At 44.1% G+C, this 25,964-nt stretch carries 21 protein-coding genes and 1 tRNA gene; 8 read left to right on the top strand and 14 right to left on the bottom strand.

Features of this window, described 5'->3' with window-relative positions; all coding sequences use genetic code 11:
• Positions 1-60 precede the first annotated feature (60 nt).
• The 8 genes from KIH87_RS03360 to KIH87_RS03325 form a co-directional block, all read right to left on the bottom strand.
• On the bottom strand, positions 61-1,950 hold the full coding sequence (locus tag KIH87_RS03360; protein ID WP_232360123.1) for a hypothetical protein: 1,890 nt from the start codon (positions 1,948-1,950) through the stop codon (positions 61-63).
• Positions 1,950-2,468 (bottom strand): hypothetical protein, encoded by a 519-nt coding sequence (locus KIH87_RS03355; RefSeq protein ID WP_232360122.1) that lies wholly within the window; start codon positions 2,466-2,468, stop codon positions 1,950-1,952. The genes KIH87_RS03360 and KIH87_RS03355 overlap by 1 nt, the downstream gene beginning before the upstream one ends.
• 6 nt (positions 2,469-2,474) lie before the next feature.
• Positions 2,475-3,314: a hypothetical protein gene (locus KIH87_RS03350; protein ID WP_232360121.1), complete on the bottom strand. Its 840-nt coding sequence runs from the start codon at positions 3,312-3,314 to the stop codon at positions 2,475-2,477.
• Positions 3,307-4,701 carry a hypothetical protein gene (locus KIH87_RS03345; RefSeq protein WP_232360120.1) on the bottom strand — a complete coding sequence of 465 codons (1,395 nt, stop codon included), beginning with the start codon at positions 4,699-4,701 and terminating at the stop codon, positions 3,307-3,309. Before KIH87_RS03345 ends, KIH87_RS03350 begins: the two co-directional genes overlap by 8 nt.
• An 11-nt stretch (positions 4,702-4,712) precedes the next feature.
• Positions 4,713-8,099 (bottom strand): hypothetical protein, encoded by a 3,387-nt coding sequence (locus KIH87_RS03340; RefSeq protein WP_232360119.1) that lies wholly within the window; start codon positions 8,097-8,099, stop codon positions 4,713-4,715.
• A gap of 1 nt (position 8,100) precedes the next feature.
• Positions 8,101-8,367: a DUF1799 domain-containing protein gene (locus KIH87_RS03335; RefSeq protein ID WP_232360118.1), complete on the bottom strand. Its 267-nt coding sequence runs from the start codon at positions 8,365-8,367 to the stop codon at positions 8,101-8,103.
• 53 nt (positions 8,368-8,420) lie between these two features.
• Positions 8,421-8,783 carry a hypothetical protein gene (locus KIH87_RS03330; RefSeq protein ID WP_232360117.1) on the bottom strand — a complete coding sequence of 121 codons (363 nt, stop codon included), beginning with the start codon at positions 8,781-8,783 and terminating at the stop codon, positions 8,421-8,423.
• A gap of 99 nt (positions 8,784-8,882) precedes the next feature.
• Positions 8,883-9,824: a phage tail tube protein gene (locus tag KIH87_RS03325; RefSeq protein ID WP_232360116.1), complete on the bottom strand. Its 942-nt coding sequence runs from the start codon at positions 9,822-9,824 to the stop codon at positions 8,883-8,885.
• A gap of 58 nt (positions 9,825-9,882) precedes the next feature.
• Here KIH87_RS03325 and KIH87_RS03320 point away from each other — a divergent pair, with 58 nt between their 5' ends.
• The gene (locus KIH87_RS03320; RefSeq protein ID WP_232360115.1) at positions 9,883-10,281 is read left to right on the top strand and encodes a hypothetical protein; all 399 of its coding nucleotides are present in this window, start codon (positions 9,883-9,885) and stop codon (positions 10,279-10,281) included.
• Between the two features lie 159 nt (positions 10,282-10,440).
• On the opposite strand, the gene KIH87_RS03315 is transcribed toward KIH87_RS03320, so the two are convergent.
• The 3 genes from KIH87_RS03315 to KIH87_RS03305 all read right to left on the bottom strand — a co-directional run bounded on the left by KIH87_RS03315 (position 10,441) and on the right by KIH87_RS03305 (position 13,583).
• Positions 10,441-12,873, bottom strand: coding sequence for a DNA-directed RNA polymerase (locus tag KIH87_RS03315; RefSeq protein WP_232360114.1), 2,433 nt, complete (start codon positions 12,871-12,873; stop codon positions 10,441-10,443).
• Between the two features lie 211 nt (positions 12,874-13,084).
• A complete protein-coding gene (locus KIH87_RS19520; RefSeq protein ID WP_232360113.1) occupies positions 13,085-13,378 on the bottom strand; it encodes a VF530 family protein in 294 nt (97 codons plus the stop codon).
• Positions 13,379-13,496: 118 nt separating this feature from the next.
• Positions 13,497-13,583: transfer RNA gene (locus KIH87_RS03305), tRNA-Leu, on the bottom strand.
• 132 nt (positions 13,584-13,715) lie between these two features.
• Here KIH87_RS03305 and KIH87_RS03300 point away from each other — a divergent pair.
• The gene (locus KIH87_RS03300) at positions 13,716-14,333 is read left to right on the top strand and encodes a YigZ family protein (RefSeq protein ID WP_232360112.1); all 618 of its coding nucleotides are present in this window, start codon (positions 13,716-13,718) and stop codon (positions 14,331-14,333) included.
• 72 nt (positions 14,334-14,405) lie between these two features.
• Here the strand turns inward: KIH87_RS03300 and mdh are convergent, their stop codons facing one another.
• A complete protein-coding gene (mdh, locus tag KIH87_RS03295; protein ID WP_232360111.1) occupies positions 14,406-15,341 on the bottom strand; it encodes a malate dehydrogenase in 936 nt (311 codons plus the stop codon).
• Between the two features lie 378 nt (positions 15,342-15,719).
• Between mdh and argR the strand changes: the two genes are divergently transcribed.
• Positions 15,720-16,181: a transcriptional regulator ArgR gene (gene argR, locus KIH87_RS03290; protein WP_232360110.1), complete on the top strand. Its 462-nt coding sequence runs from the start codon at positions 15,720-15,722 to the stop codon at positions 16,179-16,181.
• Positions 16,182-16,185: 4 nt separating this feature from the next.
• Here argR and KIH87_RS03285 read toward each other — a convergent pair whose 3' ends face one another.
• Together KIH87_RS03285 and KIH87_RS03280 are read right to left on the bottom strand one after the other, a co-directional pair.
• Positions 16,186-17,364: an endonuclease/exonuclease/phosphatase family protein gene (locus tag KIH87_RS03285; protein WP_232360109.1), complete on the bottom strand. Its 1,179-nt coding sequence runs from the start codon at positions 17,362-17,364 to the stop codon at positions 16,186-16,188.
• Positions 17,365-17,486: 122 nt separating this feature from the next.
• Entirely contained in the window at positions 17,487-20,639 is a 3,153-nt protein-coding gene (locus tag KIH87_RS03280; protein ID WP_232360108.1) for a TonB-dependent receptor, read from the bottom strand.
• A gap of 650 nt (positions 20,640-21,289) precedes the next feature.
• Here KIH87_RS03280 and KIH87_RS03275 point away from each other — a divergent pair.
• The 5 genes from KIH87_RS03275 (at position 21,290) to KIH87_RS03255 (ending at position 25,850) form a co-directional block, all read left to right on the top strand.
• Positions 21,290-21,916 (top strand): type 2 periplasmic-binding domain-containing protein, encoded by a 627-nt coding sequence (locus tag KIH87_RS03275; protein ID WP_232360107.1) that lies wholly within the window; start codon positions 21,290-21,292, stop codon positions 21,914-21,916.
• Entirely contained in the window at positions 21,913-22,869 is a 957-nt protein-coding gene (locus tag KIH87_RS03270; RefSeq protein ID WP_232360106.1) for a hypothetical protein, read from the top strand. Before KIH87_RS03275 ends, KIH87_RS03270 begins: the two co-directional genes overlap by 4 nt.
• A 176-nt stretch (positions 22,870-23,045) precedes the next feature.
• Positions 23,046-23,669, top strand: coding sequence for a uridine kinase (udk, locus tag KIH87_RS03265; protein WP_232360105.1), 624 nt, complete (start codon positions 23,046-23,048; stop codon positions 23,667-23,669).
• Positions 23,670-23,681: 12 nt separating this feature from the next.
• A complete protein-coding gene (locus tag KIH87_RS03260) occupies positions 23,682-24,893 on the top strand; it encodes a NupC/NupG family nucleoside CNT transporter (RefSeq protein ID WP_232360104.1) in 1,212 nt (403 codons plus the stop codon).
• 117 nt (positions 24,894-25,010) lie between these two features.
• Positions 25,011-25,850: a 2OG-Fe(II) oxygenase family protein gene (locus KIH87_RS03255; protein WP_232360103.1), complete on the top strand. Its 840-nt coding sequence runs from the start codon at positions 25,011-25,013 to the stop codon at positions 25,848-25,850.
• Positions 25,851-25,964: the final 114 nt, after the last annotated feature.

Genomic DNA, 25,964 nt, shown 5'->3' with positions numbered 1-25,964 from the left:
CTGCATTAAAAAAGGGAACCCGAAGGTTCCCTTAATAACTTAAGATGGAGAAGCAGAATCTTAACGATGTACTTCAAATTTGTTAAACAGATAGGTGTCTCTGTATGCCGAGCTTCTGGAAATAATAAAGCAACCAATGTCCAACCCACCTTGCGCAAATACAGTTGGCGTGGATGTATTCACACTTTTACCAGAAAAATGTATTGGAGAAAATAATTGGTAGCCATCCATGCAAACCCCCCAAGTAGCAGCGGAGTAGTCATTTCCGTCATCTCCAGAAAGCGAGAAATACGCCGTCAAAGAAGCCCCGGCCTTGACCTTTTCTCGAACTCCCCGGAATTTGTTAAGTGTGCTTTTGTGTGCATAACCGCCATAGAAATTAGCCGCTCTTTCTTCAGACGGTATGCATGCCACACCAGCTTTTGAGTAGTCACCTGAGTTATAACTATATCGCTCAATAATCGAAAGGGTATTTCTTAGCGCTATGGCATGATCAGCGGTAATAGCAATGTTATCGCCATAAAGACTCAATGGCTGCAAATTTTCTCCCGGAATGGTAACTGATGCAACCCAAATTGATAGTTCTGTTGGTGTCGTATCAGCATAAGCTATACCGCAAGGAATGGGAGCCATATTGGGTAACAGGTTACCAATAGTAAAGCGATTAAAGGTCATATAAACCGCATCACCACTACTACGAACCTGATGACCACCAAGCATAAAGCTTGTACAGAGACCATTAGGTCGAATAACAAATGAAGTTAAATTTCCTCGATTTCCCAAATACCCAGAAATATAAATTTGTGATTCATCTGCAATGCTATAGGTTTCAGGGTCAAAGTGAATAGCGTAAAGCTCATCCGTATTCCAACCAATAAAAGTAGAACCAGCAACTCCATAACGACCTTGTCCCTGTATGGTACTGGTTAAAGTCTGGCTAATCAGAGTAAAGACTTGATCCGCAACATCACTCAACGTCTGCGTTACCACATCGTACTGAACAACTTTCCAATTAATGGAACCCGCGTTATTTGCATAAGACATGGCAAACACATCTGTGGCAATTTTTACCAGAGGCGCACTGCTGTATACGCCTGTCGCAGAATTGGTTCCAAACTCATTAAATGCTGAACCAGTCCACTCTCTTAGTAATAAGTTACCACCATTAGTAAAAACAAAACGACCATCACTTAATGGCAACACACTGGTGAAATTGTTATGGCTATCAATGTTCTTATAGTTGGAGCTGTTAGAAATAGTCGCCCCTGTACTTAACTGATAGTTCAATCGGGTCAAGTCGATTGTCTGCCATAAGTCACAAATCCCGTTAATGCCGAATACGAAAAATGTACCATCGTTATTGGCAACAATATCAGAATAACTATGATAATTATTGGAAGTCGTGGTGTGCCCAGAAACTGAGCTAATCGACAGGGAACTTGTTTTAGTGGACTTATCATAATTCACTTTAACAACCTGATACGTCTTAATATCCGATGAGAAAAACAAGGCAACGAAAACATCAGGTTCCACCTCAACAAACTCACTTAATCGCGCCTGAGAGTAATAGAAACTGGCCGTTAAAGTGACGTTCGAGAACCCCACATACTCAACTTCGGAGCTGTCAGCATAAAGATGCCAGCGAGTTAATCGCCAAGCATTTGTAGCAGCTCCTACATTTTCACCAGCGCCTATACCAATCAAGGTACCATCACTGGTTAAAATGGCACGGTTAGCTTGATTATCCGAACAATAGGTTGACTGATGTACATTGCTTCCCCCAATAGCAGAAGCCGCCAAGGTGCGCGGGAAGTAGTTGCCCGTAACAGGCTCCAACACCACTTCTGTTCCCTTTTTTACTGTCATGTCGGGGAATACGTTTGGTGCAATGACTTTAACGGCTTCGGCACCTAAGCCTCCCATTACTTTTTTATCTAAATAGTCAGCCATTAATTAATCCTCAATTCAGTTAAACTTTTCGCTCGGAAGGTAAAGGTATGCCCTGGGGAAATCGCCATGCGATCATCATTAGTAACGGTCAGCTTGCGGCCGACCAAGGCCAAATCCGCACGCGAATTCACATAAATCAGGCCGTCAGACTCATTGGATACAGAAAACCAATGGCCTACTGCCAAGTTGGTTTTCAAGTCATCAAGCATTACCTCAACACCAGCGCTGGTCGCCAGCAGTAAATCACCGTGGTTAACCTGAGTAGTCACACTGATTTCCTGCCAGAGCAAATCAGCGGCAGCAATAGCCTGAGTAGCCGCCTTGATGCCTTCCACATCGGTTTTTAATTGCTGAGTGGCGTCTTGAATGGCTTGCGTGTCAGTTTTGATTTGCTGGGTTTCAGCTTTGATTTGCTGTGTGTCAGCTTTAAGTTGCGCCGTATCTCCGGCGTTCTGGCTCATTTGATTGAGCTTGTCGATATAATCTTTGTCGCCTGCGGCGAATTGAAGTAGCGACATAATTTGCTAAACCTCTCTGATTTTACATTGCGTCTCATAGCGCGACGCTTCTGCTTTTAAACTGGGAATTTCTTCGAACTTGGCGGCAAAGGAATAATCTCTCTCAATCGCGCCCCCAACATTGGGGCGCAAGGAGATAAAGAAATCTTTATGGATAGAGAGTATTCGGGTGAGATCCGCAAAGCTGGTTCGGTCAGAGGGACTCAAATGCGACAAATTAAAACTGAGTTTCCGATAAGTCGCAGCATCAAGCGTATGCACTGTGCCCCCCGCAGTCGGGTTGCTTTTCACATCCGTTTCCCATTTGAAGATATGGCCCAAATCTACGTTGAAAGTGGGCGAGAAAGCCTCCCCCGCGTAGATTCGACCAATTTCGAGATATCCGTCAGGGTTGTCGGGGTTGCTAATGGTTAAACGAGCCGATGAAACAACATGAGTATCATCAAACCAGAATGAACGTGTTGCCGTTTCCCAGCCGGTATAGGTTGAAACCCCCAATGGATCTTTACCCCACACCAAATCCCCCAAATTCTTGGGAACATCACCCAGTAAAATGCCAGAGTCGTAAATGACATCACCGGTTTGATTCACTCCGTTGTAGAACTGCAACTGAATTTGAGCCGAGCTGGTCAGGTTATGACGCCACAAAGCCAATGCCTCGATAAACACAGGCTCATCCCAATCAAACAAGATTTCCACATCCTGGGTGTCAGATGTGCGAAAGACTCTGGAATTGTTGTATTTTTGGGTATTGCTGATGGGGAGGTGAGTTTCGAAAGTGCCCGCGCTTTGGGTTAGGGTCGCGGCATCCCAGACATTGTTAAATATTAAGCGGGAATTAGCCATCAATTAACACCTTTAGTTGTGTGACGCCTTGCAATGGGTCATCCGTGATAGACAACACAATCGCATCCACCCCATTTTCCATCTCAAAATAAGGATAAATCAGGCGGATCTCCTGCCCAATCTCATAAGCAAAAGGCAAAGCAAAGGCATTCACAGTGAATACTTTCAATGGCGTGGAATAAAAGATTCTGCGTCGTTCAGCTTCCAAATCAGCGGCAGAACTCAAACAAAGTAAGGTTTCCGCTTCTTTCAGTTCAGCATCCGGATAAACATACGTGATATCCGTGTTTTCTTTACGAACCGTTGAAAACCCTTCTTCATAACCATTGACGTTTTGGGGGGTGTAGTTTTTCCGGTATTTGAGATCGATTACCGAAGCTGGGCGAATACGGCGATCGAAAGCAACACCATCCAAGATAATATCGTCCGGAGTCAGTAACTCTGATGAACCCCCTTGAGGACGAACGATCCGACCCACTTTAAACACGTTTAATCGGGTAAAGCCCCAAAACCCACCAAAGTTCTTGAGCAATGCATCAAATGCCTGTCGATATGACAATCCGGAGCGGCTATATAAGCCCAAAGAATCGGTAGGCAACGCATCTAAACTGACCGTATCAATACTAATGCCCCCTAATCGCTGAAGAATTTCAGTAAGAATCGTTTTAGCATCAATACCGCCAGCCCCAATCACGTCCGCCGTTAACGTACCCGTAGGTTTGGACGACAAAGTAATAGTACCTGCGGCAGTGTCTTTAGTGGCTGAAACAACGGTTCCATCAACTCGGACATCGCCAATATAGGCGACCGTGCCATCATGCACAGCCCAAACTAATCCGGCATCATCTACCTGAACCGGGCGAATGTTGTAACAATCACCAAAACAAACTGGCTTCAATGCGTCCACATTAGGCCCAGTGGTAAAAACCGAGCTATTTAATGGTTCATTTAAATCCAGTCTTTCAGTTCGGAACTTCAATGAATACTGAGTACGCCCAGTGGGAACCAAGGACTCACAAGTGAGCACGGCCACCAGTTGAAAGTCATTTCGCGCCCAACGTTGATCGCCCAGATAAACTCGTACTTCCTGACCTGCAAACTCATAACCCGAAGCGATAACGATTTCGCTAGAAGCGGCTAAATCGATCGAGCCAACGGAAAGCCCCAATGAGCCAGAAACTTGTCCGCCCATTCGACGCCCATAGGTTAATCCCCCGAGAATGACATCATCATAAGGAATTGAGCGTTGAACGTCTGATGCTCGGGAAACAAAAGGCCGATTGGCTAAATAGAGAGTGCCAGAGACACCCTCATTGAGATAATCCACTTCCACCAATACAGTGCGTCGCTGATCCAAGCTTTCCAGCCAGTTAATAAAATCTGACATTTGTTAGCTCCTTACAGTAATGCTCTGTCGTCAATCACAGGTCGGTAATAGGTGGCGCGTTCAGCAACCAATCTGGCAACATCAGAAACCAATGCTGTAGTCCGGGAAGCTTCTGCCGCCGCCTTATTAGCAAAGAGTTGTACCTGACGTTGAGTTTCGGCAATCGCTCCTTCAAGGTTCAACTTGATGCCTTTTACTTCATCAGAAAAAGCCACCAAAGTGCTGTTAATTGAAGTATTAACCTCGCCAAGACGAGTATCGATAGATACCAAATGCTCGTTAGAACTACCCACTTGCATATTGATGGTTTCAGCCAAACCAGACACCTCTGCCACAATAGGATCAGACACCGCAGCAGCTTGTTCTTCCTGTGTTGCCTCAGCGGTAATGACATCAGCGTTATTGATGAGATCAGAAGTCACTTCAGATAAAGCAACACCTGTAATATCAGCCAGTTGCTGAGCGATCTCTTCAAACTGCCCAATCAGGTTTCCAGCTTCCAGCCAGGCAACGACATCTTCTGCACCTAACCCGGTTGTCGATGCAGCCTCAAACTCCGCTCTAAAATCATTACCATAAGTAAATCCAATAGAATCCAGCGCAGTTTTCACCTGATCCGCCATACTTTCCAAAGTACGACTCAACAATTCTTCTTCCGAGAAGAAATTAGCCTGGTAACCTTGCAACAACGCAGCCAGACGGTCAGCGCCACCCGCAGCTTGCGCCACATCGTTGGAATACGCTAACTCAGACACTCCGGCACTGGCAGCTAATTGCTCCAGGCTCAAGTTAATAGAGTTAAAACCTTGATCCACCAATGACAACTGTGCCATGACTCGACCCAAGGTATCGGCCAGCTTCTCACCTTCAAGCGACATGCCATCCAGCATGTCGCCGAATACGCCGTCAATCAGTTCAGTAGTCGCTTTGTCTGCCCAGGCCTGAATCGCTTGCTGTGCTTCTTCATCGCTTTTGTCCTTAAGGCTCAGATCAAAGCTGGAAGAGAAGTTTGCCAGATAGTCTTCCAGACTTTCTGTCGTCGTATGAGAATCGGGTAGATTGCTGAACCATTCCTTAAAGCGGTTTCCAAATCGATTGCCACCGCGATCATAATCCTCATTAGAGAATCCACTGGAAACCGTTTTGGTAACTTCCGTAATACCCAACTGGCTTGCAGCACCGGTGATAAGGTTTTCAATGCCAGAGAAATAATTGTTCATCTGGTCGGCAACAGCCGCATCCAAAGGCGTTTCTTCGGTGCGCCACTTGCGCCCTCTAAACAGAGAACGTTGTTTTACTTGGGTTGAGTAGTTATTTCCTGAAAATTCACCATTGGAGTAATCAAGATTAATTCCGTGATCATCGTATTTCCAACTGGTGCCAAACAACTTACCGCCAGAAATAGAATCAACGAGTTGTGCCGCACCAGCGACAAGGCCAACAATAGGCAACGCGGCACCAATTCCACCCATGATGGAACCAGAGCCAAATATTGATCCGACATTACCGAGAGCGGTACCAAAGCCACCAAACACTCCCTGTGTACCCAGTATTGCACCGGTAGAACCAATCCCGCTGCCAAAAGCGCCTAATGAACTCAATCCAAGCGAAGAACCAAATCCAGCGATAGTATTCCCGATCCCCATGATGGAACCGCCAATACCACTGCCAAACAGCATATCGCCCATAGAAAAAAGGGAGCCAATATCAAAACCGCCGCCACTGCCACCACCAAAGCTTCCCAAGAGAGAACCAAGGTTAAAACCACCACCACTGCCTCCACTAAAAATGGAACCTAAATCACCAAATGCATTTTGGAAAAAACCTTTAATGGAAGAAGAAATATTGGAGTTCAACATCTCCTTGAACATATTTTTGAAGCTGTCAGCAATATTGCCAAATACATCGCTGGCATTGCCTTCGATAATATCCAGCCAACCTTCAGAGAAGGCTGTAGAAATACTGGCAACAGCCCCTTCCCAGGCTTCAGTGTACTTGTCGGCTTGCTTGGCTTGCTCTTCAGTCGCAGCAGTCGTGCTTTCAAGATGAGTTTTAAGGTCTTTATTCGATTGAGTTAGCGCATCCGTCGTTTCAGCAGCCTTATTGATATTCTTTTGCGCTTTATCGTTAGCCTCAGCTAACTTTTCAGTTGTGTCAGACTGAGCCTCCAAAGCAGAATTTGCGGCTTCAACGCGTTCCACAAATTCTTTGCCCGGTGCGCTTTTACGCATAGCCTGAAGCTCTTCCGTGCTTTTCGCCAGCTTGTCAGCAACAGCTTGCTGCCCTGCGACGATATCCTCGGAACTGATATTGAAGTTAGCGACTTCATAGCTGGTTTCCCTAAGCTTGGCACCGAAATTACTAAATCTTTCTCCCGATGCACCAAGAAAGTCTCCAATTGCTTCAAATAACTGACCCCAGCCATCCATGATAAAGCCAATAAAATCAGTGAGATGATCCAGAGGGCCTTCGATCAGTTGAGAAATCAGATCTGCCTGGTCAGCAATCACTCGGGCAGCAATATCACCGAGACTCAACCAGCCGATTTCGATAAATTTGGCAACAATGCTGAGTTGATGAAACGCATCGATGACAAAACCAATCGCCTGAACAACAAAGTTAGACACTGAGCTCGCGATAGATTCCATGCCGCCAAATTGCTCTAAAAAGCCAAGTAACTGCTCACCCATGCCATGGAATACAGTAGAAAATTTAGCAGTAAATTGTTGTGTGAAGCCGTCGGTTACACCTCCCAAAATGCGGAATGATTCCGCGGCTCCTTCAACTTTTTCAGCGTCTATGTCGTTAAGAGAAAATCCAAGTAGTTTGGATTCTCTGGCCATTTTATTTAAGCCTTCAGCCCCGCTTTCAAGAAGAGGCAATAGCTTGGAAGAGCCTTGAGCAAAAGACTCCATAAAATGGACTTTCTCACCGTGCGAACCCAACTGTTCCACGCTGTCGGCAAATGCCAACATCTGCTGTTCCGGTGCCAGTTTTTTAAACTCATCAATAGACAGATTCAGCTCATTAAATAAAGCTTTAGCCTTACCACCACCAGTGGCTGACAACTCGCCCATTTTAGAGTTCATGTCTTGAAAAATAGCGCCGAGATCAGAGGACGATACACCCAATGTACTGGCGGCATAAGACCATGTGCTCATGGAATCCATCGACAATCCAACAGTGTCGGAAAGCACATTTAGTTGCTCAATGACTTCCGTTTGCATCACGGAACCAAAAGCTTGCATTACGTCAATAGCAGTCGAAAATGTCGCGCCAATCAGATTGACTTTGCCTGCTAGTTTGGAAAATGTGGAGTCAATATTATCTGACTCCTGTGAAATTTGTGTTGTTTGCATGTCCTCTATAGCGAGGCCATGTTGGTATTGATTCGACATTCTAACGCCTCATAGCTTGGAGGTAGCCTATCTCTAATTGAGCAATGTCAGACATTAACTCCCCACGCTCTGCCATTGGGATTGCGTCGTAGTCCATCAGCAGGTTAATTGCGTTGTAGTCCAGACCAATGATACCGGTGGGGCCAGCTCTCCACTGGGTCATGGACTTAGCAAATAGCCGGATAGCGGGTAGGGTTTCAGGCCAAATCTCCAAATTTTGTTCTCGCTCTTGCGCAAATTTTGGAGACAAGCCCTTTAATAAAGCCATCTCGTCAGCGTCTGTGGCACTGCGTCCACCTGACGGATTAGCGAAGGCTTTCCCTACCCTTTGGAGTTTTTTTGTCGTAACTTGTCAAGGCTGTAGTTAACATCCATAAATCCAGCCAAAAGAGGGCCTCGAATATAGGATTCCTCTAACAACTGGCTGAGTAACTCTGAGGAGAATTCAACTTTATTGCCTTCACCATCGGTCACGCCATCAATGTCGACAACACTTTCACGAAGCACTTTGTCTTCGTCAGCCGTTTTATCCTGAATTTGTTTGATCAAATCTCTGGCCTGACTCACAGGTAAACGCTTAAACGTCGCCTCGAAATCGGCTTTGGTGACTTTTCCGAAATCGCCCGGGATTTCAATTTTGATGACTTTTTTCAGCGTATCGACAGGAACAAATTTGAAAGTCATTTAGCTAACTCCTCAATGAATTATGGAATGGTATGAAGGGGCTCAATTCGCCCCTGAATTTTGAAATTTTTAACTTGCTTGAATAAATCGCGCTGACGACTACTTAAAGGTCAATACGATTTCGTCGTTACCATTAGCAGGTAAGAACAACATACCCAATTGGTAAGCCAGCTCACCGCTGCTGTCTGCATGAGTGATGCTGTTGAATTGAACTTGCGGAGCAGAGATTTCAACAATGTTGCCAGCCAAGGTACCGTGCGTTAACACCACAGATTCCTTGCTGACACCATTGTGAGACTCAACCAGACTATAGAAGTCTTTTGCTGACAAAGCGGGTGCATCAACGGTTGTTTGACCTGAAGGCGCACGATCGAACAAGTTAACATAACGCGCACCTGTAACATTTCTCATGCTTAGCTCATTAGCCATGTCGATAGAGAAAGCCGACGCTTTAGCGGTGTAAGCTCCGATAGTCAGGCTGGTGTTGTCGTAAGACACATAAACCGGATCAACAAAATCAGAGTTATCAACCGTAATATCAGCTACATCAGATGGAGCCTGATAAAAGCCCAGGAAGCGGAACTGCAGTACAGGAATACCAGCAAGATCAACGGTAATAGACACCGAACCGCGACAACCGGTAATGGTTTGCTGCTGGAAACCACCCGCATCATTTCTGTGCAAGTAATACAAAGTTACTGATGGGAAGTTAGTGCTTACTGGCTGATAAGAAACATCAACACCGGCATTGACTGTTTCTTCAAAGCCACAAGCTTTAAGCAAAGAGCTATAAGCCGGTGCATTACCAGCCGTACCCGAGCCAGCCAGTTCCACTTCAAACGTCACTTCGACATGTGGATTGATGTTGATCTGTTCCTGAGCACCCAAAGTTTCTCTGTCCAGATCACGAGAAATGGTATCGCCGATATAAGGGCTTACCTGCAAGTTTTTGGTTTGAATACCATCCGTACCAATCGGTAACGGATCTACGCCATAGCTCGCTTCTAATTTGGCGAGCAAAGTTTTTGATTTAAATTTCATTTAAGAACCTTTATGTGCGGAAATTAAACTTAATTCGAGACAACAAATCCCGAGTTAAATGCCTCCAAAAACCGGGGCAAAAGCCATTGGAGAAGGTTGGTGTAATCTCAATCACGGAGGACTGAGCGATGAAAGCGAATCGCGTTGTAAAAGCCGTTCACACTTAAGATTGCCAATCGGACTCATAAAAAGAGCATGGCAAGCGCATGAATGTCGTTTATTTATCGTTTCTACTGTGAGGTTTCGCTTGAAAAAAGGAGACCCGAAGGTCTCAAAAGATGCATCAACACATTCATTTTTGACACACATCTTCGTATTAAGCCTTTCTCACAAGAACTCAATACGAATTGTTAAGGCCAGTCACAAACGAGACAACGCACAACCGGGGAGAGTGGAGACAAGTGGTCAGTTGCCGCTGCCGGAAAAAATGGACAAGGTTGTTCATGGCTGGCCTTAACAATTCACACTGAATTTTAGAGTGAGCGAAGGTTTTCCTAAGTGAAGCGACAGTTAAAAAAATAAAGCAATGAAACTCGAAGGAAATAAAATGGAAAAGCAGAAAAATCAGAAGCTTGTAACCCCATTCATGTTTGCAAAACGAATGGGGTAAGCAAAATCACGCAAAGGCAAAGGATGAATGAATTATCGACTCTAACTGGTAATGACCTTTTGCAGGCAACTTCGGTAAGGTATGCTGCGTTTTACTTTTCAAGTTTGTCACTGCTTGCGCTTTAAACTCGGCTTCCAATGCTGCAAATACATCGTTTTTGTATAGCTCAGCAAAGGCTTCCCGAATAATGACAAAAAAGCGCTCGGTATCAGCCGCATAGGTAGCGAAAGAATCATGAACCAAGGCAAATTGGTTGATCCCCTCACGCTCGGCTTTTAACACAGTTAACAACAGATGCGTTGCATCCAGTGAATGAACCACATTAGGGCTAATGGCATTCACCATTTTTCGGGTGTCGATAGCATCTTCAACCTCTGCCACACGACATTGCAATCGGGTTCCAAACACCACTGAGTTGATTTGCCGACTACGTAGCTTGCGATAGTCCTGAACCACGGGAAAACCCAAGGGTGTCGTCCAATGAATCGTCTTGTTCCCCGCAGCAATGGCTGCGGCCATTTTCTGCATCCATTCCATCGCTTCAGACGCTTTTAATACTGTCGCTGAAACCGCTTGTTCGATAAGTTTTGCCAAATACTGCGCAGACAAGCGAAGGTTGTCAAAGGGCACTGAATCGGGATCGTTTTGCATAGCGGGTTTAATCACATCATCCAACAGTTGCTGCGTAAATCCCGGCACTTTTGAGCCATAAGGATAAGTCATCACGGGTCGCTTGGTGATCTTGCGCTCAATTTTACCGCCACAAAATGCTAACCATTGGGAAGCCAAAGCTTTATTGTCGGACGATAGTTCTTTAGTCAGCAGCTCTTGCACCTTATCGGCAACATCCTGGTAAATATCGTTAGGGCACTCCGAATCAACCAGATTCACAGCCTTGCCTGTAACATCGCAACGAAATGCCGCCCCCAAATGTTGCAAACCACTGCATGAACCATCCAACGCCACAGGCATTCTGGAAACATAATCAGCCCCTTCCATGGCAACACCTAATAATTCCAGGCAAACCGCAAACGCCTGAATGGGCTTTTCCGCCTGTGTCCAAAACAAACACTCCAGCGGAAACAAGGCCGATTCAAGTAGACTCCGCCAGTGTTCATCCACCCACTGCACACGCTGTTCAAAAGAAACCTTATCAACACCAAATAAATTAGCAGCGTGAACTTTCAACCAGAAAATACCTGCATCTCCGACTCTCTTGCCATCAGCAAATTCCAGCAAGCCTTTAATATAATCCGCACCTTGAGGGTTTAATGCAGGAATGGGATAAGCCCGACCTCGCGTATCAAGGTGATGAGGAATATAAAAACGTTCAAATTCAGCAAACTCTTCAGCGTTAGCAATATTCACCCCGACAACCGCACGTAAGTTGGCGAGTTCACGGTTTTGATTAAGGTAGGCTTTTCGCACATGATATGGAGCCTCATCGGGGATAAGAATATCCTGCTGCGGTGGCATGGAAGAAATAGGTAAATTCAGCTCCAGCTTTTCATCCTGAATACGCTTTAACAGGTTTAGCACCGGACGCCGAATGCGCCACGCCGTAGATTGAATGGCGTTAACGGCCTTGAATACATCAACCGGATTTTCCTGCTTCAGCCGAGCCATTTGAACCCGATTCTTGCGCTTAATAAAAGATACCGGCGCTTGCTCATCGGTTAAATAGCACCCGTTATACATAGTCTCTAACGACCAATCCCGGGGTGGTACAACCATTGGCAGATAGACGGGTGACAATAAGCGCACCTCTTCACGATGTTGGGTAATCCATTCGTTAATTTCTGGCTTGGCAACGACAATTTCTGGCGCGTTTTGTCTGGTTTTAGATTTGGTTTTAAGTTCGCCTTGTTGAATATCGATCCAGTGCAACTTTTGGCGCACTAATTCAATCAATAAACGCCCCAATGTGGTTTTGTCTTTCTCGCTCCACGGCTGGATTAAGTCGCCACTCAGAGAAGCAACATACTCCAGGGCATTAACCGCTTCTTTCCCGGCAGCTCTGTCATTTTTTGCCAAATGACCATAATGATTTTTTGCCGCCTTGCCCAATTTCGCTTTTTGCACCTCATGAAACAGGTTATCAGCAATATGGTTAGCCATTCTGGTTGAGGAAATTGAGGTTGTAAGAAAACCCATAATGGATGACAAGGTCACCATAGCAACAATGGGAAGCTCAACTTCTTCGATAAGCCCTAAAACCGCAGGGACTCGATACCCTTTACGTTTAGTCGAAACCTCGTTTAAAACATCGGTAAACTCACCCACATACTTGCCGATCAAAACAACGCCAAAACTGGTATCGTTCGCCCGATTTCCTTTTAATGCAACATCCGTTCTATTGTCGTATCTGAAAGCCCCCAAGTGACGCCCTCTTCGTTCAAGCTCAACCTGAATACGTTCCAGCTCGGATATCTGCACCATACACTTACCTAACCATCGAAATAATGGGGCAAATTTACGGACAACAAAGCACAAACTGAGGGTGAAACAGTTCACTTATCGCGGTGGTTTTTCCATCACATTACAAAGAGGGAATAGATGTTTAAGGGAGAGAATGAGATTCGGAGAAAGGCGTTTTCTGACTCATTATCATTAACGGTCAGATTCTATTGTGCGGTTATTGGGTAAAGCCTTATTGGGTAGATCCCCGCTTATTGGGTAGAGCCCAATGTTGCCAAGGATTTTCCATAACTGGCTTATTCTCGCTTGAGTCTGAATGAGTATCGATATTGGCTGTCGGGGTGTTTTTAACGCTTAATCCCTTGGTTTTGACATACAGTTGTTCCACTTTTTGTCTCGCCCAAGGCGTTTTACGCAGAAAGGTTAAACTGGATTTAAGGCTGGGATTATTACTAAAACAATTGATATTGATTCTATCTGCCAGTCCTTGCCAACCAAGTTCGGCTTGCAGCTCAGTTAACATCATCTTAAGGGTTATTCCATGTAGAGGATCTGACTGATTATTGCTCATCATGTACCTATTGTTTGGAAATATTTATCGTTTCGCCAATATTAGCGGGAATGTAAGGGAAAGGGGAACAGAATGGTGCCCAGGGGCGGACTTGAACCGCCACGGCCGTGAGGCCACTAGCACCTGAAGCTAGCGTGTCTACCAATTTCACCACCTGGGCAAGTGGGCGCAAAATTTATAGCGGCGAGGGCTTTTTGTCAATCTATTATTTCATGGTCAAGGGTAATTGTTGTTTGCTGGCACAAGTTTGTATAATGCAGGCATATTTTCGTGAAGGTTCATTTTCTTTTCCATGTCAGATTCCCCGTACCTCATACCCGCCGAATCACTGATTTTTGAAGAAGAAATCAAGAAGAGTCGCTTTATCACTTATCTGGCGCATACTCCGGGCGTGGATGCTGCAAAGCAATTCATTGAAGAGATGAAAGAAAAACATAAAGACGCCCGACACAATTGCTGGGCTTACGTTGCTGCAAAACCGAATGACTCCACCTTTTGGGGTTGCAGCGATGATGGTGAACCTTCGGGTACAGCGGGGCGTCCGATGCTGGCACAGCTATCCGGTAGTGGTATTGGCGAAATCAGTGCTGTGGTTACTCGCTATTTTGGCGGTGTAAAACTGGGCACTGGCGGATTAGTTAAAGCCTATGGTGGCGGGGTCAAACAGGCACTTGAACTGCTGCAAACCACAGAGAAAATCCCACAACAGGAAATGCTCATTAGGTGCGATTATGATCACGTTTCGTTGGTTGAACATCTGTGTCAGGAGTTTTCAGCAGATATTTTAGATCGACAATATACAGATCATATTGAAATTAGCGTGTCGCTCGACAGCCGACAAGCTAATGAGTTTCAGCAATTATTAACCAATCGCAGCTCAGGTACAGTTGAATGTATTTTGCCGGATTGAGTGCTTTTATCCAGACACAAAAAAGGGCTTCTCTCGAAACCCTTTTCAGCATATTCACTTTAATCAGCGTGATTAGCCGTTTACGAACTCAACACCAATTTTGATGTCGCCACGCAAACCGTCAAGCATATCGTCTTTTGCTTTCTGCTCGAATGCGCTTAGTTCGCCGTAAGGCAGAATTTCTTCAACGCCGTTTTTGCCCAAACGCACTGGGTGAGCAAAGAACTCTGCGTCGTCGCTGTTAGTTTCAACGTAAGTGTATTCAACTACGTCGCCACCTTGCATCGCTTTAACCAAAGACAAGCAGAAACGAGCTGCTGCTTGACCCATAGACAAGGTTGCAGAGCCGCCGCCAGCTTTCGCTTCAACAACTTCAGTACCTGCGTTTTGAATACGGTGAGTCAGGCTTGCCACTTCTTCATCAGAGAATTCTACGCCTTCAACTTGAGACAACAGAGGCAGAATAGTTGTACCTGAGTGACCACCGATAACAGGAACATGAACATCTGCCGGGTTTTTGCCTTTCAATTCAGCAACAAACGTTTCTGCACGAATAACGTCTAGTGTCGTCACGCCGAACAATTTGTTCTTGTCGTAAACACCTTTTGCTTTCAAGGTTTCTGCAGCAATCGCTACTGTTGTGTTTACCGGGTTAGTGATAATACCGATACACGCATTAGGACAGTTGTCAGCAACACCTTCGATCAATGCTTTAACGATACCCGCATTGATATTGAACAGATCTGAACGATCCATACCCGGTTTACGAGGAACACCCGCAGGAATCAAAACGATATCGCAACCTGTTAATGCAGCAGCCAAGTCATCTTTACCGAAACCTTTAACTTTTACGTCGGTAGGGATGTGGCTCAAATCAACAGCAACACCCGGAACTACGGGAGCAACGTCGTACAAGGACAACTCAGATCCGGCAGGCAAACTGGTTTTCAACAACAGAGACAAAGCCTGACCGATACCACCGGCAGCGCCTAAGACTGCTACTTTCATTTCTTTCTCCTAAGGGTGCACATATAAAATGAGGGCGTAAAGATACTGCTCTTTTCACCTTGGTACAAGTACACATGTAAGCTTTCAGGGTAACTTACAATGTAGTAATGAAAACCTTATTGCGCCATTCTTTACAGTCCTTTTACACTAACTTAACAACTATGGCAGATTATGTTTCATTTGGAACACCATAGCAGGGCTCGGAAAATACCAATAAATTCTTTAAATACAAATTGTTACATCCATTTATAGTGATTGTCCCTTATGTCATTCCAACAAGTTATAGAATATTGAATTTCAATCTCTATCAGTTCGAATTCATTGCATTTTGATCATTGATATGGACAATATCTGGCCTGAATACTGAGAGGTAATACTGTGTCCACAAAACAAGATGATGAAATCAGAGCCTTTAAAGAAATTCTGAAAGATGAATGTTATGGCTCTCAGGGCGAAATTGTCGAAGCGCTGAAAGAAATGGGCTTTGCGCATATTAGCCAATCGAAAGTATCGCGTATGCTAAGTAAATTCGGGGCAGTAAGAGCGCGCAATGCAAAAGGTGACATGGTCTATTGCCTGCCTCCAGAACTAGGCATGCCTACAGCCAAGAGCCCTTTAAAGCAACTGGTGTTAGACGTAATGCACAATAACGTCATGATCGTCATTCGCACCACTCCCGGAGCGGCACAGCTTATAGCTCGCTTGCTTGACTCACTGGGACGTTCCGATGGCGTACTGGGTACGATTGCTGGCGACGATACTATATTCATCGCCCCTGCAGATACCTCTCAAATCGAGAATATCCGACAACGTGTAGAAAACCTGTTTGAGACGGTTTAACGAGCTATTTCTGGGTTTGTAGAGTCACATCTAACCAAACCAGCCGATGATCAGAAGAAGCATTGCGATCCACAACCAAGCGATACAATGGTTCTTCTGGCGTTGGCCAAAAAACGCCTCCAGATATCACTTCTATTCCTTCCTGAGAAGGTAACACGTAGTCTGCTCGCATTCCCCACCCTGCCGTATGGTGTTTCGCAAATGGATTATTTGGTTGATGCTTAGCACCTCCCTGGCTTTCAGGCTTTAATGACGCATTCACTTTTTTATGATTAAGCAAGTCTGCAATGGCATGTCCGTAAGAATCCCCTTCATCAGGGTTAGAATTCAAATCCCCCAAAAGAACAAAGCGTCCCCCTGTAAAGCCTCCCTTTCCACCTTGATCATCGTACAGATAACCGCCTTGCTCTTTATCACCAAGGTAGTCATTCCAAAAGCGAACTTCATCATGATTGCGCTTGCCATTACGGTTTTCTTTACCATCAAAGACAGGCGGTGTGGGATGGCTGACCAAGACATGCAATTCATTACCATCAACGCTGATCGGGATATCCCAATGGGATTTTGATGACAGTCTAAGAATGGCTTGAGCTTCTTTGTTGTACCACTCTTTCCCTTCATCATCTTTAATATCGGTCAGCAGAGAGCCAGGCATATCTTTCCATAGGAAATGTTGGAACGTCCTGACCATCTCTTTATTGATTGGAAACTGGCTCAGTACAACCATGCCATATTGCCCGGGATAAAAGCCGAACCCAAAGGCATCCGCTCCAACATCAGAAGCCGTTCCATCCTTATCCAGATCCAAACCAGTTCCAACGCCAGTATTAACGGGGGCAGTAAAATAATAGGGATAGTTGATGGGTGCTTTTCCTTGCTGCGAAACTGATAAGTAGTGCTTAAGAAAAGCCTGTACGCCTTTAGTTTCGTCAGGAATATAGTCGAATTCATTAATCAGTAAGATATCCGGGCGGACTATTTGAATAATCTCGGCAATGTTTTGAATCTGAGGTTCTTTTCCACTAACCAGACGTGTGGCTAGTTCATTTCCTTTCGGACGCTCACCACGAGCAACATAGTTGCTGCCATCCATGCTTGCGTTAAAGGTCGCAATCCGGATCGTTTTTGCTTGCACCAAATTTGCCACACTCCACAGAATAATAAGACAAAACCAGATTCTCATATCCAACTCCTCACAAACTTTCAGCCCCCTGAAAAACAATCTTGCAAGAATACCATAGACATAAAAAAACCGACCTTAGAGTCTAAGGCCGGTTTTTAATATCAATTTCTTTTTAAGAGAAATTAGAATTTGTAGTTAACACCTACACGAACTTCCCACAAGGAAGCATCTTCATACACGGTTTGTACTGAAGGTGCGATGAATTCATTGTAGTGATATTTACCATCGTCTCCGATACTCGCGTCAACAACCGCTTCACTGACGAATGAACCTTGACGCAATACACCCCAGTCATCATTCAACAAGTTACCGAAGTTTTCGATAACCAGGAATGCTGAACCTTTATGACCTTCCATAAAGCCAGGGAATTCTTGCTCGATTCTTACGTCGAACTTGATCCACCAATCTGCACGTAACGCATTACGATCCAGGATTTGTCCACGGTATTGCTCAAGCGCTTCTTGTTGGATCCACTGATTAAACGCGGTTACGTTAAAGTTATCACCATAAACAACATTCGCATCATCCGCTGTAGGAATGTACAACAATTGACGACCATTGCTGAAGAAGCTGCTGTCACCAAAGATACCATCATCAGAGAAGCTGTAGCTGTATGGACGACCTTCGTTAGCAGAACCAAATACTGAGAACTTGGTTTCATAACCACTGAAGAACTCGTGAGTGTAGCCCAAATTCAAAGTAAAACGATGTCTGATTTCATAGTCAGAAGTAGACACGCCAGGGTTGTTTGGATCAGAAACTGCGATATTACCGTAGTTAGAACCAGCAACAGAGCTTGTCATTGGGTTAACGTCGTTGGCTTCTGAGAATGCATAAGAAGCAGACAGGTTAAGACCATTGTCATACTCTTTGCTCATTGCAAAAGACACCGTTACAGACTCACCGCTGTCACCGTCAACGTTAGTCAACAGGTATTCTGATGTAGTGCCAGTGTAGATAGGACGACCATCTGGAGCAAAGATTGGCGTACCTTCATCATCTGTTGCGGGGATAATACCGATATCTTTTACGATAGCCGCATCTTGCTTGTCTGAATACAAAATATCCGCAGTGAAGACGTACTCATCTTCAGTGACATAGGTTGCACCCAAAGAGTATTTCCACTCAGACGGAAGATCAAAGTCAGGATCGATAGCGTTTACGCCACCGCCACCTGGGCCATTTGGATCTGCCGCAGCAACTGCATCAAACATATCTTGAGGAATGTCGTAAAGAGGACGACCCTGACCAATCAAGTCAGTTTCAAACAGGTTAGTGAAGTTAGCGATTACACGCTCACGAACCGCAGTTTGAACTACGCCATCATTGGAATAGGAGTTAGACACCCAAACGTTCGGGTTACCGCCTGAATACAAGCCAATACCACCGCGAACTTCAATTGAATCAGATACTACGTAGTTAAAACCAAAGCGAGGTTGCAACAAGTCGATCCCATCAAGGTTGGAGTCGTTCGTGAAACCGTATTTGTTTTCAAAAGTCTGGTTATGACGAGGCTTATCGTCAGATGTGTATCTGTCGTAACGCAAACCAAACAAAACAGTTAAGTCTTCATTAACAGCCCACTCGTCCTGAATGTACAGAGTGTTTTGCTGGAAAGAGAAATTAGCTGCAACATCATCCGGGTTATTAGTACCCGCAGAGTTGTTGTAGTAAATGCGAGAAGGCGTGCCCGCTTCAAAAGCATCGATGCTGTTAAAACGATACTCGCCCACTGTGTGCTGCATGAACAGGTTAAATACGCTCAAGTCTTCATATTCGATACCACCAGTAATGGTGTGGTCGCCAGTATAGTAAGTACCCGCCAATTTGAATGTGAAGTTATCCCAGTTCAAATCGTTAGATTGACGAGAGTCATCTGGACCAAGGAATACTGTAGCACCGCCTGAAGTACGGATTTGAACTTCAGAAAAACCAGTGTCAGCATCCAAAGAAATTTGGCGATTATCCAACTCAGATTTAGCAATACGTAACTCAGTTGAGAAACTGTCTGTCCAACTTGAGTATACCGACGCTACCAAAGACTTTAATTCTGCACCACGCTCATAGAAGTGACCATCGTAAGTCAACGCTGAGGAGAAAGTGTCAGATTGAGCCAGTTTGAAACCGTCATTATAGTTGTATACTAAAGATGCACGGTGATCATCGTTGATGTTCCAGTCTAATTTAACCAGAATCTTTTCATCTTCAACCGGCATGGAAGAAGCGAAACCACCTGGGTCATAGCCGTAAATTTCTTTAGAAATTTGTGTAATACGAGCAATTTCTTCGCTAGTTACACGGCTTCTTCCTGGGTATTCGAAGATTTCAGCACCTTCCAGCTTCTCGTAAGAAGTGAATAGGAACAATTTATCTTCCAGAATAGGCAAGCCAACGTGGAAACCATAACGTTTTTCAGAGAAATTAGGTTCATCACGGTCTGTAGATTCATAAATGTTAGTCCCTTCGATATCAGTACCACGCATAGAATCACTGGTGTAATCGTAGAAAACACCACCGTGAATTTCATTTGTACCAGACTTGGTTACCGCGTTGATGTTACACGCAGTGAAACCACCGTATTGAACATCAAAAGGAGCTAATTCAACAGCAACCTGGTCAATAGAGTCATAAGAGAAAGGAATACGCTCAGTAGGATAACCATTGCTGTTCAAACCAAAGTTATCGTTCATGCGCACGCCGTCAAGCGTCAAGCTGTTGAAACGAGGGCTTGCACCAGCACACTGGATAGCATCATCATAGGTTTCATCAACATAAACACGAGGATCGATACGAACCAGGTCTTTAATATCACGGTTAATAGCAGGAGCACGCTCAATGTCTTCCAGGCTGAAGTTAGCAGAAGGACCTTTTTCGCCAAAAGCGATGCTGCTCACTTGAGAACCAGTCACAACGATGCTTTCGATTTGTTGTTCAGCTTCCAAAGCCAGGTTCAATACGTATGGTTCGCCCAACGTTAAGTAAACGTCGTTAACCAAAGTATCTTCGAATTGCTCAGAATCAACCAATACGCTGTATGGACCACCAACACGCAAACCTTTTGCGCTGAACTGACCTGATGCGTTGGTCTCAACTCTTTTCACACTACCAGAAGGTACGTGAGTAATTGTCACTGAAGTATAAGAAGCAGGGGCGCCTTGAGGGCCAACTACGCTACCACGAATGCTGGAAGAAGTTTCCTGTGCAATCGCAGTGCTTCCCACGCCAACAGACAACGCAACTGCGAGAGCAATGCGGCTGAGATTGGACTGTTTCATTGTGTTTTCCTAATGTTATTGAGTGTAAATGATTTCTTAAAATCGCTTTGAGCGAGAGGATAAAAAGAGATTGTTGCAAAAACATGAACTTGCAATATTATCCCTCAGAGCCCCCCGACTCTAAAAATTCTTTACCAAGTTCCCTCTTGCGTTATCAGTCAATGCAGTGAATTAATTTTCTCATTGCATGTCCCTGGCAAATCTGGTTATTCTTCAACCAGAAATGGCTAATTAGAGTGCGCATTCTCGTTCATAGAGAGAAAATTGGTAGTATTTAACAAGATTCATAATATATTATCAATATTCTCTATTTTTCAGTAACTTACATCAATCCAGTAATTTTACTTATTGCAATGAGTAAGGTTAATTGGTGAAAATACCCCAATCATAAACTCAAACCGGCTATCAATGTGTTGCTAATAAGATTGCCAAAACCCTACTGGTACCTATGTTTTATCACTGCGACTTACCTCGTTTGGTATGTTGCACATAGCCAGGTAAAAATGGTCGATACCTCATTGCCACGCATTCTCCAGTTTGAGGATACTTGCCAAACATCAAACCAGAATAATCCACACTCTTTAGTTCTGTTTGCTCCAAACCCTTATATGGCGAAGCAAATTATGCACTCACTCTGTAAAAACAAATTAGTGAGTAAACAATTTGGCGAGATTGTCGCATATTGGCAGACAGAAGAGCGAGATATTTTGCAATTAATTGGTAAAGGTGTTGTCGATATTATGCTCATTAAGGAAAATTTTATTCAAGCATTTGGTACCGACACAACCTATAGCTACGATATGGTTGCGTCCTATGCAGACTACGATGCTTACTTAATGTCGGTCAGAGAAAAGCCCTTGTTAAATAAGGAATATATGCTGGGCAAGCGCATTGGTTTAATTGATTATCCAACCAGCCGTTCTGGCTACATAGCCCCCATGCGACTATTAAAAGATCTTGATTTATCGCCACAGCAAGTGGAGATTGTCTACGCTAAATCTCATCAAGAACTTAGGAATTTATTGGTAAGTGGAAAGGTAGATTTAATTTCTACTTTTTGGCAAGAAGAAGATGATCTCGATTTTTCCAGAAATTACACAACTTCATTGAAAGAGAAAATTAGCGGAAGTAAGTGGTATCTCAAAATGTTGGAAAAAAACACTGACCTGCGTTGTGAAGTACAGGCAGTTCTAGCTGAGTTAGCAGAAAAAACAGAACATCCCCGTTACTATCACAACATTACTATCGTTAACCCATGCCAAGAGATGTCACAGTGAGCAAAATGGGAAGCAAAACCAAAACCTGGTTTAGAATCGCGGTAGCATTCTTTTTACTGTGGAGCATACTGCATCTGGTTTATTACAACACTGCCGAAAGCTTTAGGCAGATTTCTGTGAAGCAATTAGTTGATGCCACACTAAATCGTATAGCACTGGATATACCAGAGCTAAAATTGGCAGATAATCGATTTAATCAGGCTACTAATAGCGCCAAAGTCGCTCGATATATGAACTCTCTGAATGATTATCTACAAAACAGTGAATTTCCTATTCGAGTTAAAGCCATTCAAGACACTGAGTTATCGCTGGAGTTTGAACAGGATATCCAAATATCCAAAAAACTGCTCTTTCCACGGGAAACCATCTCTGTGCAATTTGCAGTGAGTCGCGATGATATAAATTACGGTCTGTATTGGCTCCCTTTTGCCATTAGCTTGATACTGACCTATTTGGCAATTCCGCACCTGTTCCCCAAATCATTTGCCTCCAATCAACCTTTGGAAGATGAAGAAGACATCCCTGTTAAGCTGATTTTAGATCTGACAAGTCGAACATTGTATTTAAACACTACGCCAGATTTAAAAGTACCCATGGCAAACAAGCCTTTCTGTTTTTATCTGGCCATGTTGGAATACTGTTCCACTGACAAGGATCCCGCCCTCTATCACAACAAAGAACTTCCCGATGAGTTTTTGGCCTTGTCAGACAAATACTTCATGCGCTTGATGGATCTTGGACATACAAAACGTAAACGCCCCGATTTCTCAGCCAATATAGACAAAATGTTGAGTGAAATCAGGAATGCATTAGACGAAGTGCTAGCAAATGAAAACGAGATTAAAGGCAAGTTCTTTCCAAAGAAAGCACAAGGCGAAGGCTCTCGCTCAAAACTGAACAATTTTGCACTTAGTGGACTACATGAAAATGATTATGAGCTGTTAGGAAAATAATCTTTCGTCGAGACAAATAATCCGATGAAATTACTTAGGTAAGATAATTTACTTGATCGATTTCAAAAAAATTAACAAAAATGTCATTTTCTTCGTATCTACGATAAGTGTTACTGGCTTTTTTTGCGTTCGCTGGTAGTCTTTGTCGCAATAAAAATTATAACTGTGTTGTACGAATGTTTGAAACGCGAATTATCGCCATTGCTGGAGGTTCGGGCTCCGGTAAGTCGTTATTTACAAAGACAATTAAAGAAGAAATCTCCCAATCAGGGGCAGATATCATTGTTCTATGTGAAGATCACTACTATCGCGATCAATCACACATGACAATGGAAGAAAGAATTCGTACTAATTACGATCACCCGAATGCATTTGAACATTCTCTTTTAGTTGAACATCTGCTGCAACTGAAAAAGGGGAACAGTATTGAATACCCTCAATACTCTCATGCAAAACACACTCGCCTGGATGAAACAATCAAGATTGATCCCGCTCCCGTAATTATCGTGGAAGGCATTTTGCTCTTGGCTGTCAGTGAATTATTACCTGTTTTCGATGTGAAGGTATTTATTGATACGCCGCTGGATATTTGCCTGTTGAGAAGAATAAAACGCGATATTCAAGAACGTAATCGCGACCTTGATTCAGTTATTGTCCAATACCAGGAAACTGTGAAACCTATGTATCACAGGTTCATCGAGCCAAGTCGATTCATCGCAGATGTTGTAGTAACACAAGGTGGTAAAAACCGAATCGCACTTGATGTCATCAAATCACATATTAAACAAATACTGAATTAACAAGGGACAATTATGGTCAGCTTACTCGGCGTAGTAGCTCTACTTATTGCTGCCTACGCATTATCGTTCAATCGAAAAGCGATCAACTGGCGCACTGTTTTTGGTGCTCTTTTCATTCAAGCTGCTGTGGGGTTACTGGTATTGTACTTTCCCCCAGGAAAACAGTTTCTACTGGTCGTAGCTCAAGGGGTACAAAAAGTCATTACCTACAGTCAGGAAGGTATCGACTTCATGTTCGGGCAATTGGGTGGCACCTCATTAGGTTTCATCTTTGCCTTTAAAGTCCTGCCAGTCATCATTTTCTTTTCGTCATTGATCAGTGTGCTTTATCACATTGGCATTATGTCGTGGATTATTCGCGGCATTGGCGGTTTCTTACAACGAATCCTGCAAACAAGCCGCCCTGAATCCATGAATGCCGCAGCCAATATTTTTGTTGGCCAAACCGAAGCCCCACTGGTAGTTAAACCCTTCATTTCGTCAATGACTCGTTCAGAATTGTTCGCCCTAATGGTTGGCGGTATGGCGTCTATTGCGGGTTCCGTAATGGCGGGTTATGCAGGCTTGGGGGTTGATATCAAATATCTGGTTGCCGCTTCATTTATGGCAGCTCCAGGTGGATTGTTGATGGCCAAAATTGTTTTGCCAGAAACTGAAAGAGCCAAAAACGATGTTGATGAACTGGATAGCAGTGAAGTAGAAGCCAGTGCCAACGTATTCGAAGCGGCAGCAGAAGGCGCAGCTTCCGGCATGAAAATCGCGGCCAATGTGGGCGCAATGCTGATGGCATTTATTGCGCTTATCGCCCTACTGAATGGCCTAATCGGCGGCATTGGTTCCCTGTTCGGTCATGAAGATCTGACTTTCCAACTCATATTAGGTTATTTGTTTCAGCCTTTAGCCTGGTTGCTGGGTGTTCCATGGGCAGAAGCCAATTTAGCCGGAAGTTTTATTGGTCAGAAACTGGTTGTGAACGAGTTTGTCGCATACCTTGATTTTGTTGGTCATAAGGACAGTATGAGTGGTGTCAGCCAAGCCATCGTTACTTTCGCATTATGTGGATTTGCCAACTTCTCCTCAATTGCAATATTGATGGGCGGGATTGGCGCAATGGCCCCCAATCGCAGAAGCGATATTGCCAAATTAGGCTTACGCGCAGTAATAGCGGCCAGTTTTGCTAACCTGATGAGCGCTGCTTTAGCAGGCTTTTTTATCAGTCTGTGATAAAGCCATTTTCTTCAGGCTGTAGTAGAGTTAGTAAATAAATCTGACCGAGATCAAAATGGTAGCTCAAAATGCTGCTACCATTTCATTTTTCTATTTTTTGACAAGAGGTTTAACATGAAACTTGTTGCCGTTGACTATCAAGCAGAGAATGCCCAACAGCTGTTTGTCGAGTCACTCAAAGAAACCGGATTCGGTGTACTTAAAAATCATCCTATCAGACAAGAGTTAGTTTCCAATATCTATAAGCATTGGCAAGAGTTTTTCGATAGCGAACAGAAATGGGATTTTGAGTACAACAAAGATACTCAGGACGGTTACTTTCCGCCTAATGTCTCTGAAGTTGCAAAAGGCTTCAAAGTAAAAGATATCAAGGAATACTATCACTACTATCCTTGGGGTAAGTGCCCTGAGCAGTTAAAAGAAGAGATCTCCACTTATTACAGTGAAGCACTTTCTCTGGCAAAAGAACTACTGGGCTGGGTAGAAAAGTACAGCCCTGATGAGATTTCCAAGAACTATTCCATGCCGCTTTCCAGCATGATTGAAGACAGTCAGCAAACCCTGTTGCGCGTGCTACATTATCCACCACTTCAAGGTAACGAAGAACCCGACGCCATTCGTGCCGCGGCTCATGAAGATATTAACCTGCTGACCGTATTACCAGCAGCAAATGAGCCGGGATTACAGGTAAAAGGTAAAGACGGCAACTGGATCGACGTACCTTGTGACTTTGGTAACCTGATCGTCAACATTGGTGATATGTTGCAAGAAGCCTCTGGTCACTACTTCCCTTCCACTACGCATCAGGTAATTAACCCGGAAGGACAAGATCAATCCAGATCCAGAATTTCACTTCCTCTGTTCTTGCATCCTCGTCCAGATGTTAAGTTGTCTGAAAGATACACTGCCGACAGCTACCTGAAAGAGCGTTTGAAAGAACTAGGCGTTGTGTAATTTTTAATTTCTGAAGGCTGTTTTTCATAGCAAAGGCAGCCTTGCTTATCTCCCTCAAAACAAATATTAATTCACTCTGCCGCTATCAATATTCCGCCACCATCAGTATTAAAA

The organism is Paraneptunicella aestuarii, from assembly GCF_019900845.1.
Lineage (GTDB): Bacteria > Pseudomonadota > Gammaproteobacteria > Enterobacterales > Alteromonadaceae > Paraneptunicella > Paraneptunicella aestuarii.
Note: the sequence above shows the minus strand (reverse complement) of the source record. Positions and strands in the feature narration are given on the sequence as shown.

Coding starts and splice junctions, on each gene's coding strand:
- KIH87_RS03360 (WP_232360123.1), bottom strand. CDS start 1,950: ATGGCTGACTATTTAGATAAAAAAGTAATGGGAGGCTTAGGTGCCGAA.
- KIH87_RS03355 (WP_232360122.1), bottom strand. CDS start 2,468: ATGTCGCTACTTCAATTCGCCGCAGGCGACAAAGATTATATCGACAAG.
- KIH87_RS03350 (WP_232360121.1), bottom strand. CDS start 3,314: ATGGCTAATTCCCGCTTAATATTTAACAATGTCTGGGATGCCGCGACC.
- KIH87_RS03345 (WP_232360120.1), bottom strand. CDS start 4,701: ATGTCAGATTTTATTAACTGGCTGGAAAGCTTGGATCAGCGACGCACT.
- KIH87_RS03340 (WP_232360119.1), bottom strand. CDS start 8,099: ATGTCGAATCAATACCAACATGGCCTCGCTATAGAGGACATGCAAACA.
- KIH87_RS03335 (WP_232360118.1), bottom strand. CDS start 8,367: ATGGCTTTATTAAAGGGCTTGTCTCCAAAATTTGCGCAAGAGCGAGAA.
- KIH87_RS03330 (WP_232360117.1), bottom strand. CDS start 8,783: ATGACTTTCAAATTTGTTCCTGTCGATACGCTGAAAAAAGTCATCAAA.
- KIH87_RS03325 (WP_232360116.1), bottom strand. CDS start 9,824: ATGAAATTTAAATCAAAAACTTTGCTCGCCAAATTAGAAGCGAGCTAT.
- KIH87_RS03320 (WP_232360115.1), top strand. CDS start 9,883: ATGCCTCCAAAAACCGGGGCAAAAGCCATTGGAGAAGGTTGGTGTAAT.
- KIH87_RS03315 (WP_232360114.1), bottom strand. CDS start 12,873: ATGGTGCAGATATCCGAGCTGGAACGTATTCAGGTTGAGCTTGAACGA.
- KIH87_RS19520 (WP_232360113.1), bottom strand. CDS start 13,378: ATGATGTTAACTGAGCTGCAAGCCGAACTTGGTTGGCAAGGACTGGCA.
- KIH87_RS03300 (WP_232360112.1), top strand. CDS start 13,716: ATGTCAGATTCCCCGTACCTCATACCCGCCGAATCACTGATTTTTGAA.
- mdh (WP_232360111.1), bottom strand. CDS start 15,341: ATGAAAGTAGCAGTCTTAGGCGCTGCCGGTGGTATCGGTCAGGCTTTG.
- KIH87_RS03285 (WP_232360109.1), bottom strand. CDS start 17,364: ATGAGAATCTGGTTTTGTCTTATTATTCTGTGGAGTGTGGCAAATTTG.
- KIH87_RS03280 (WP_232360108.1), bottom strand. CDS start 20,639: ATGAAACAGTCCAATCTCAGCCGCATTGCTCTCGCAGTTGCGTTGTCT.
- udk (WP_232360105.1), top strand. CDS start 23,046: ATGTTTGAAACGCGAATTATCGCCATTGCTGGAGGTTCGGGCTCCGGT.
- KIH87_RS03260 (WP_232360104.1), top strand. CDS start 23,682: ATGGTCAGCTTACTCGGCGTAGTAGCTCTACTTATTGCTGCCTACGCA.
- KIH87_RS03255 (WP_232360103.1), top strand. CDS start 25,011: ATGAAACTTGTTGCCGTTGACTATCAAGCAGAGAATGCCCAACAGCTG.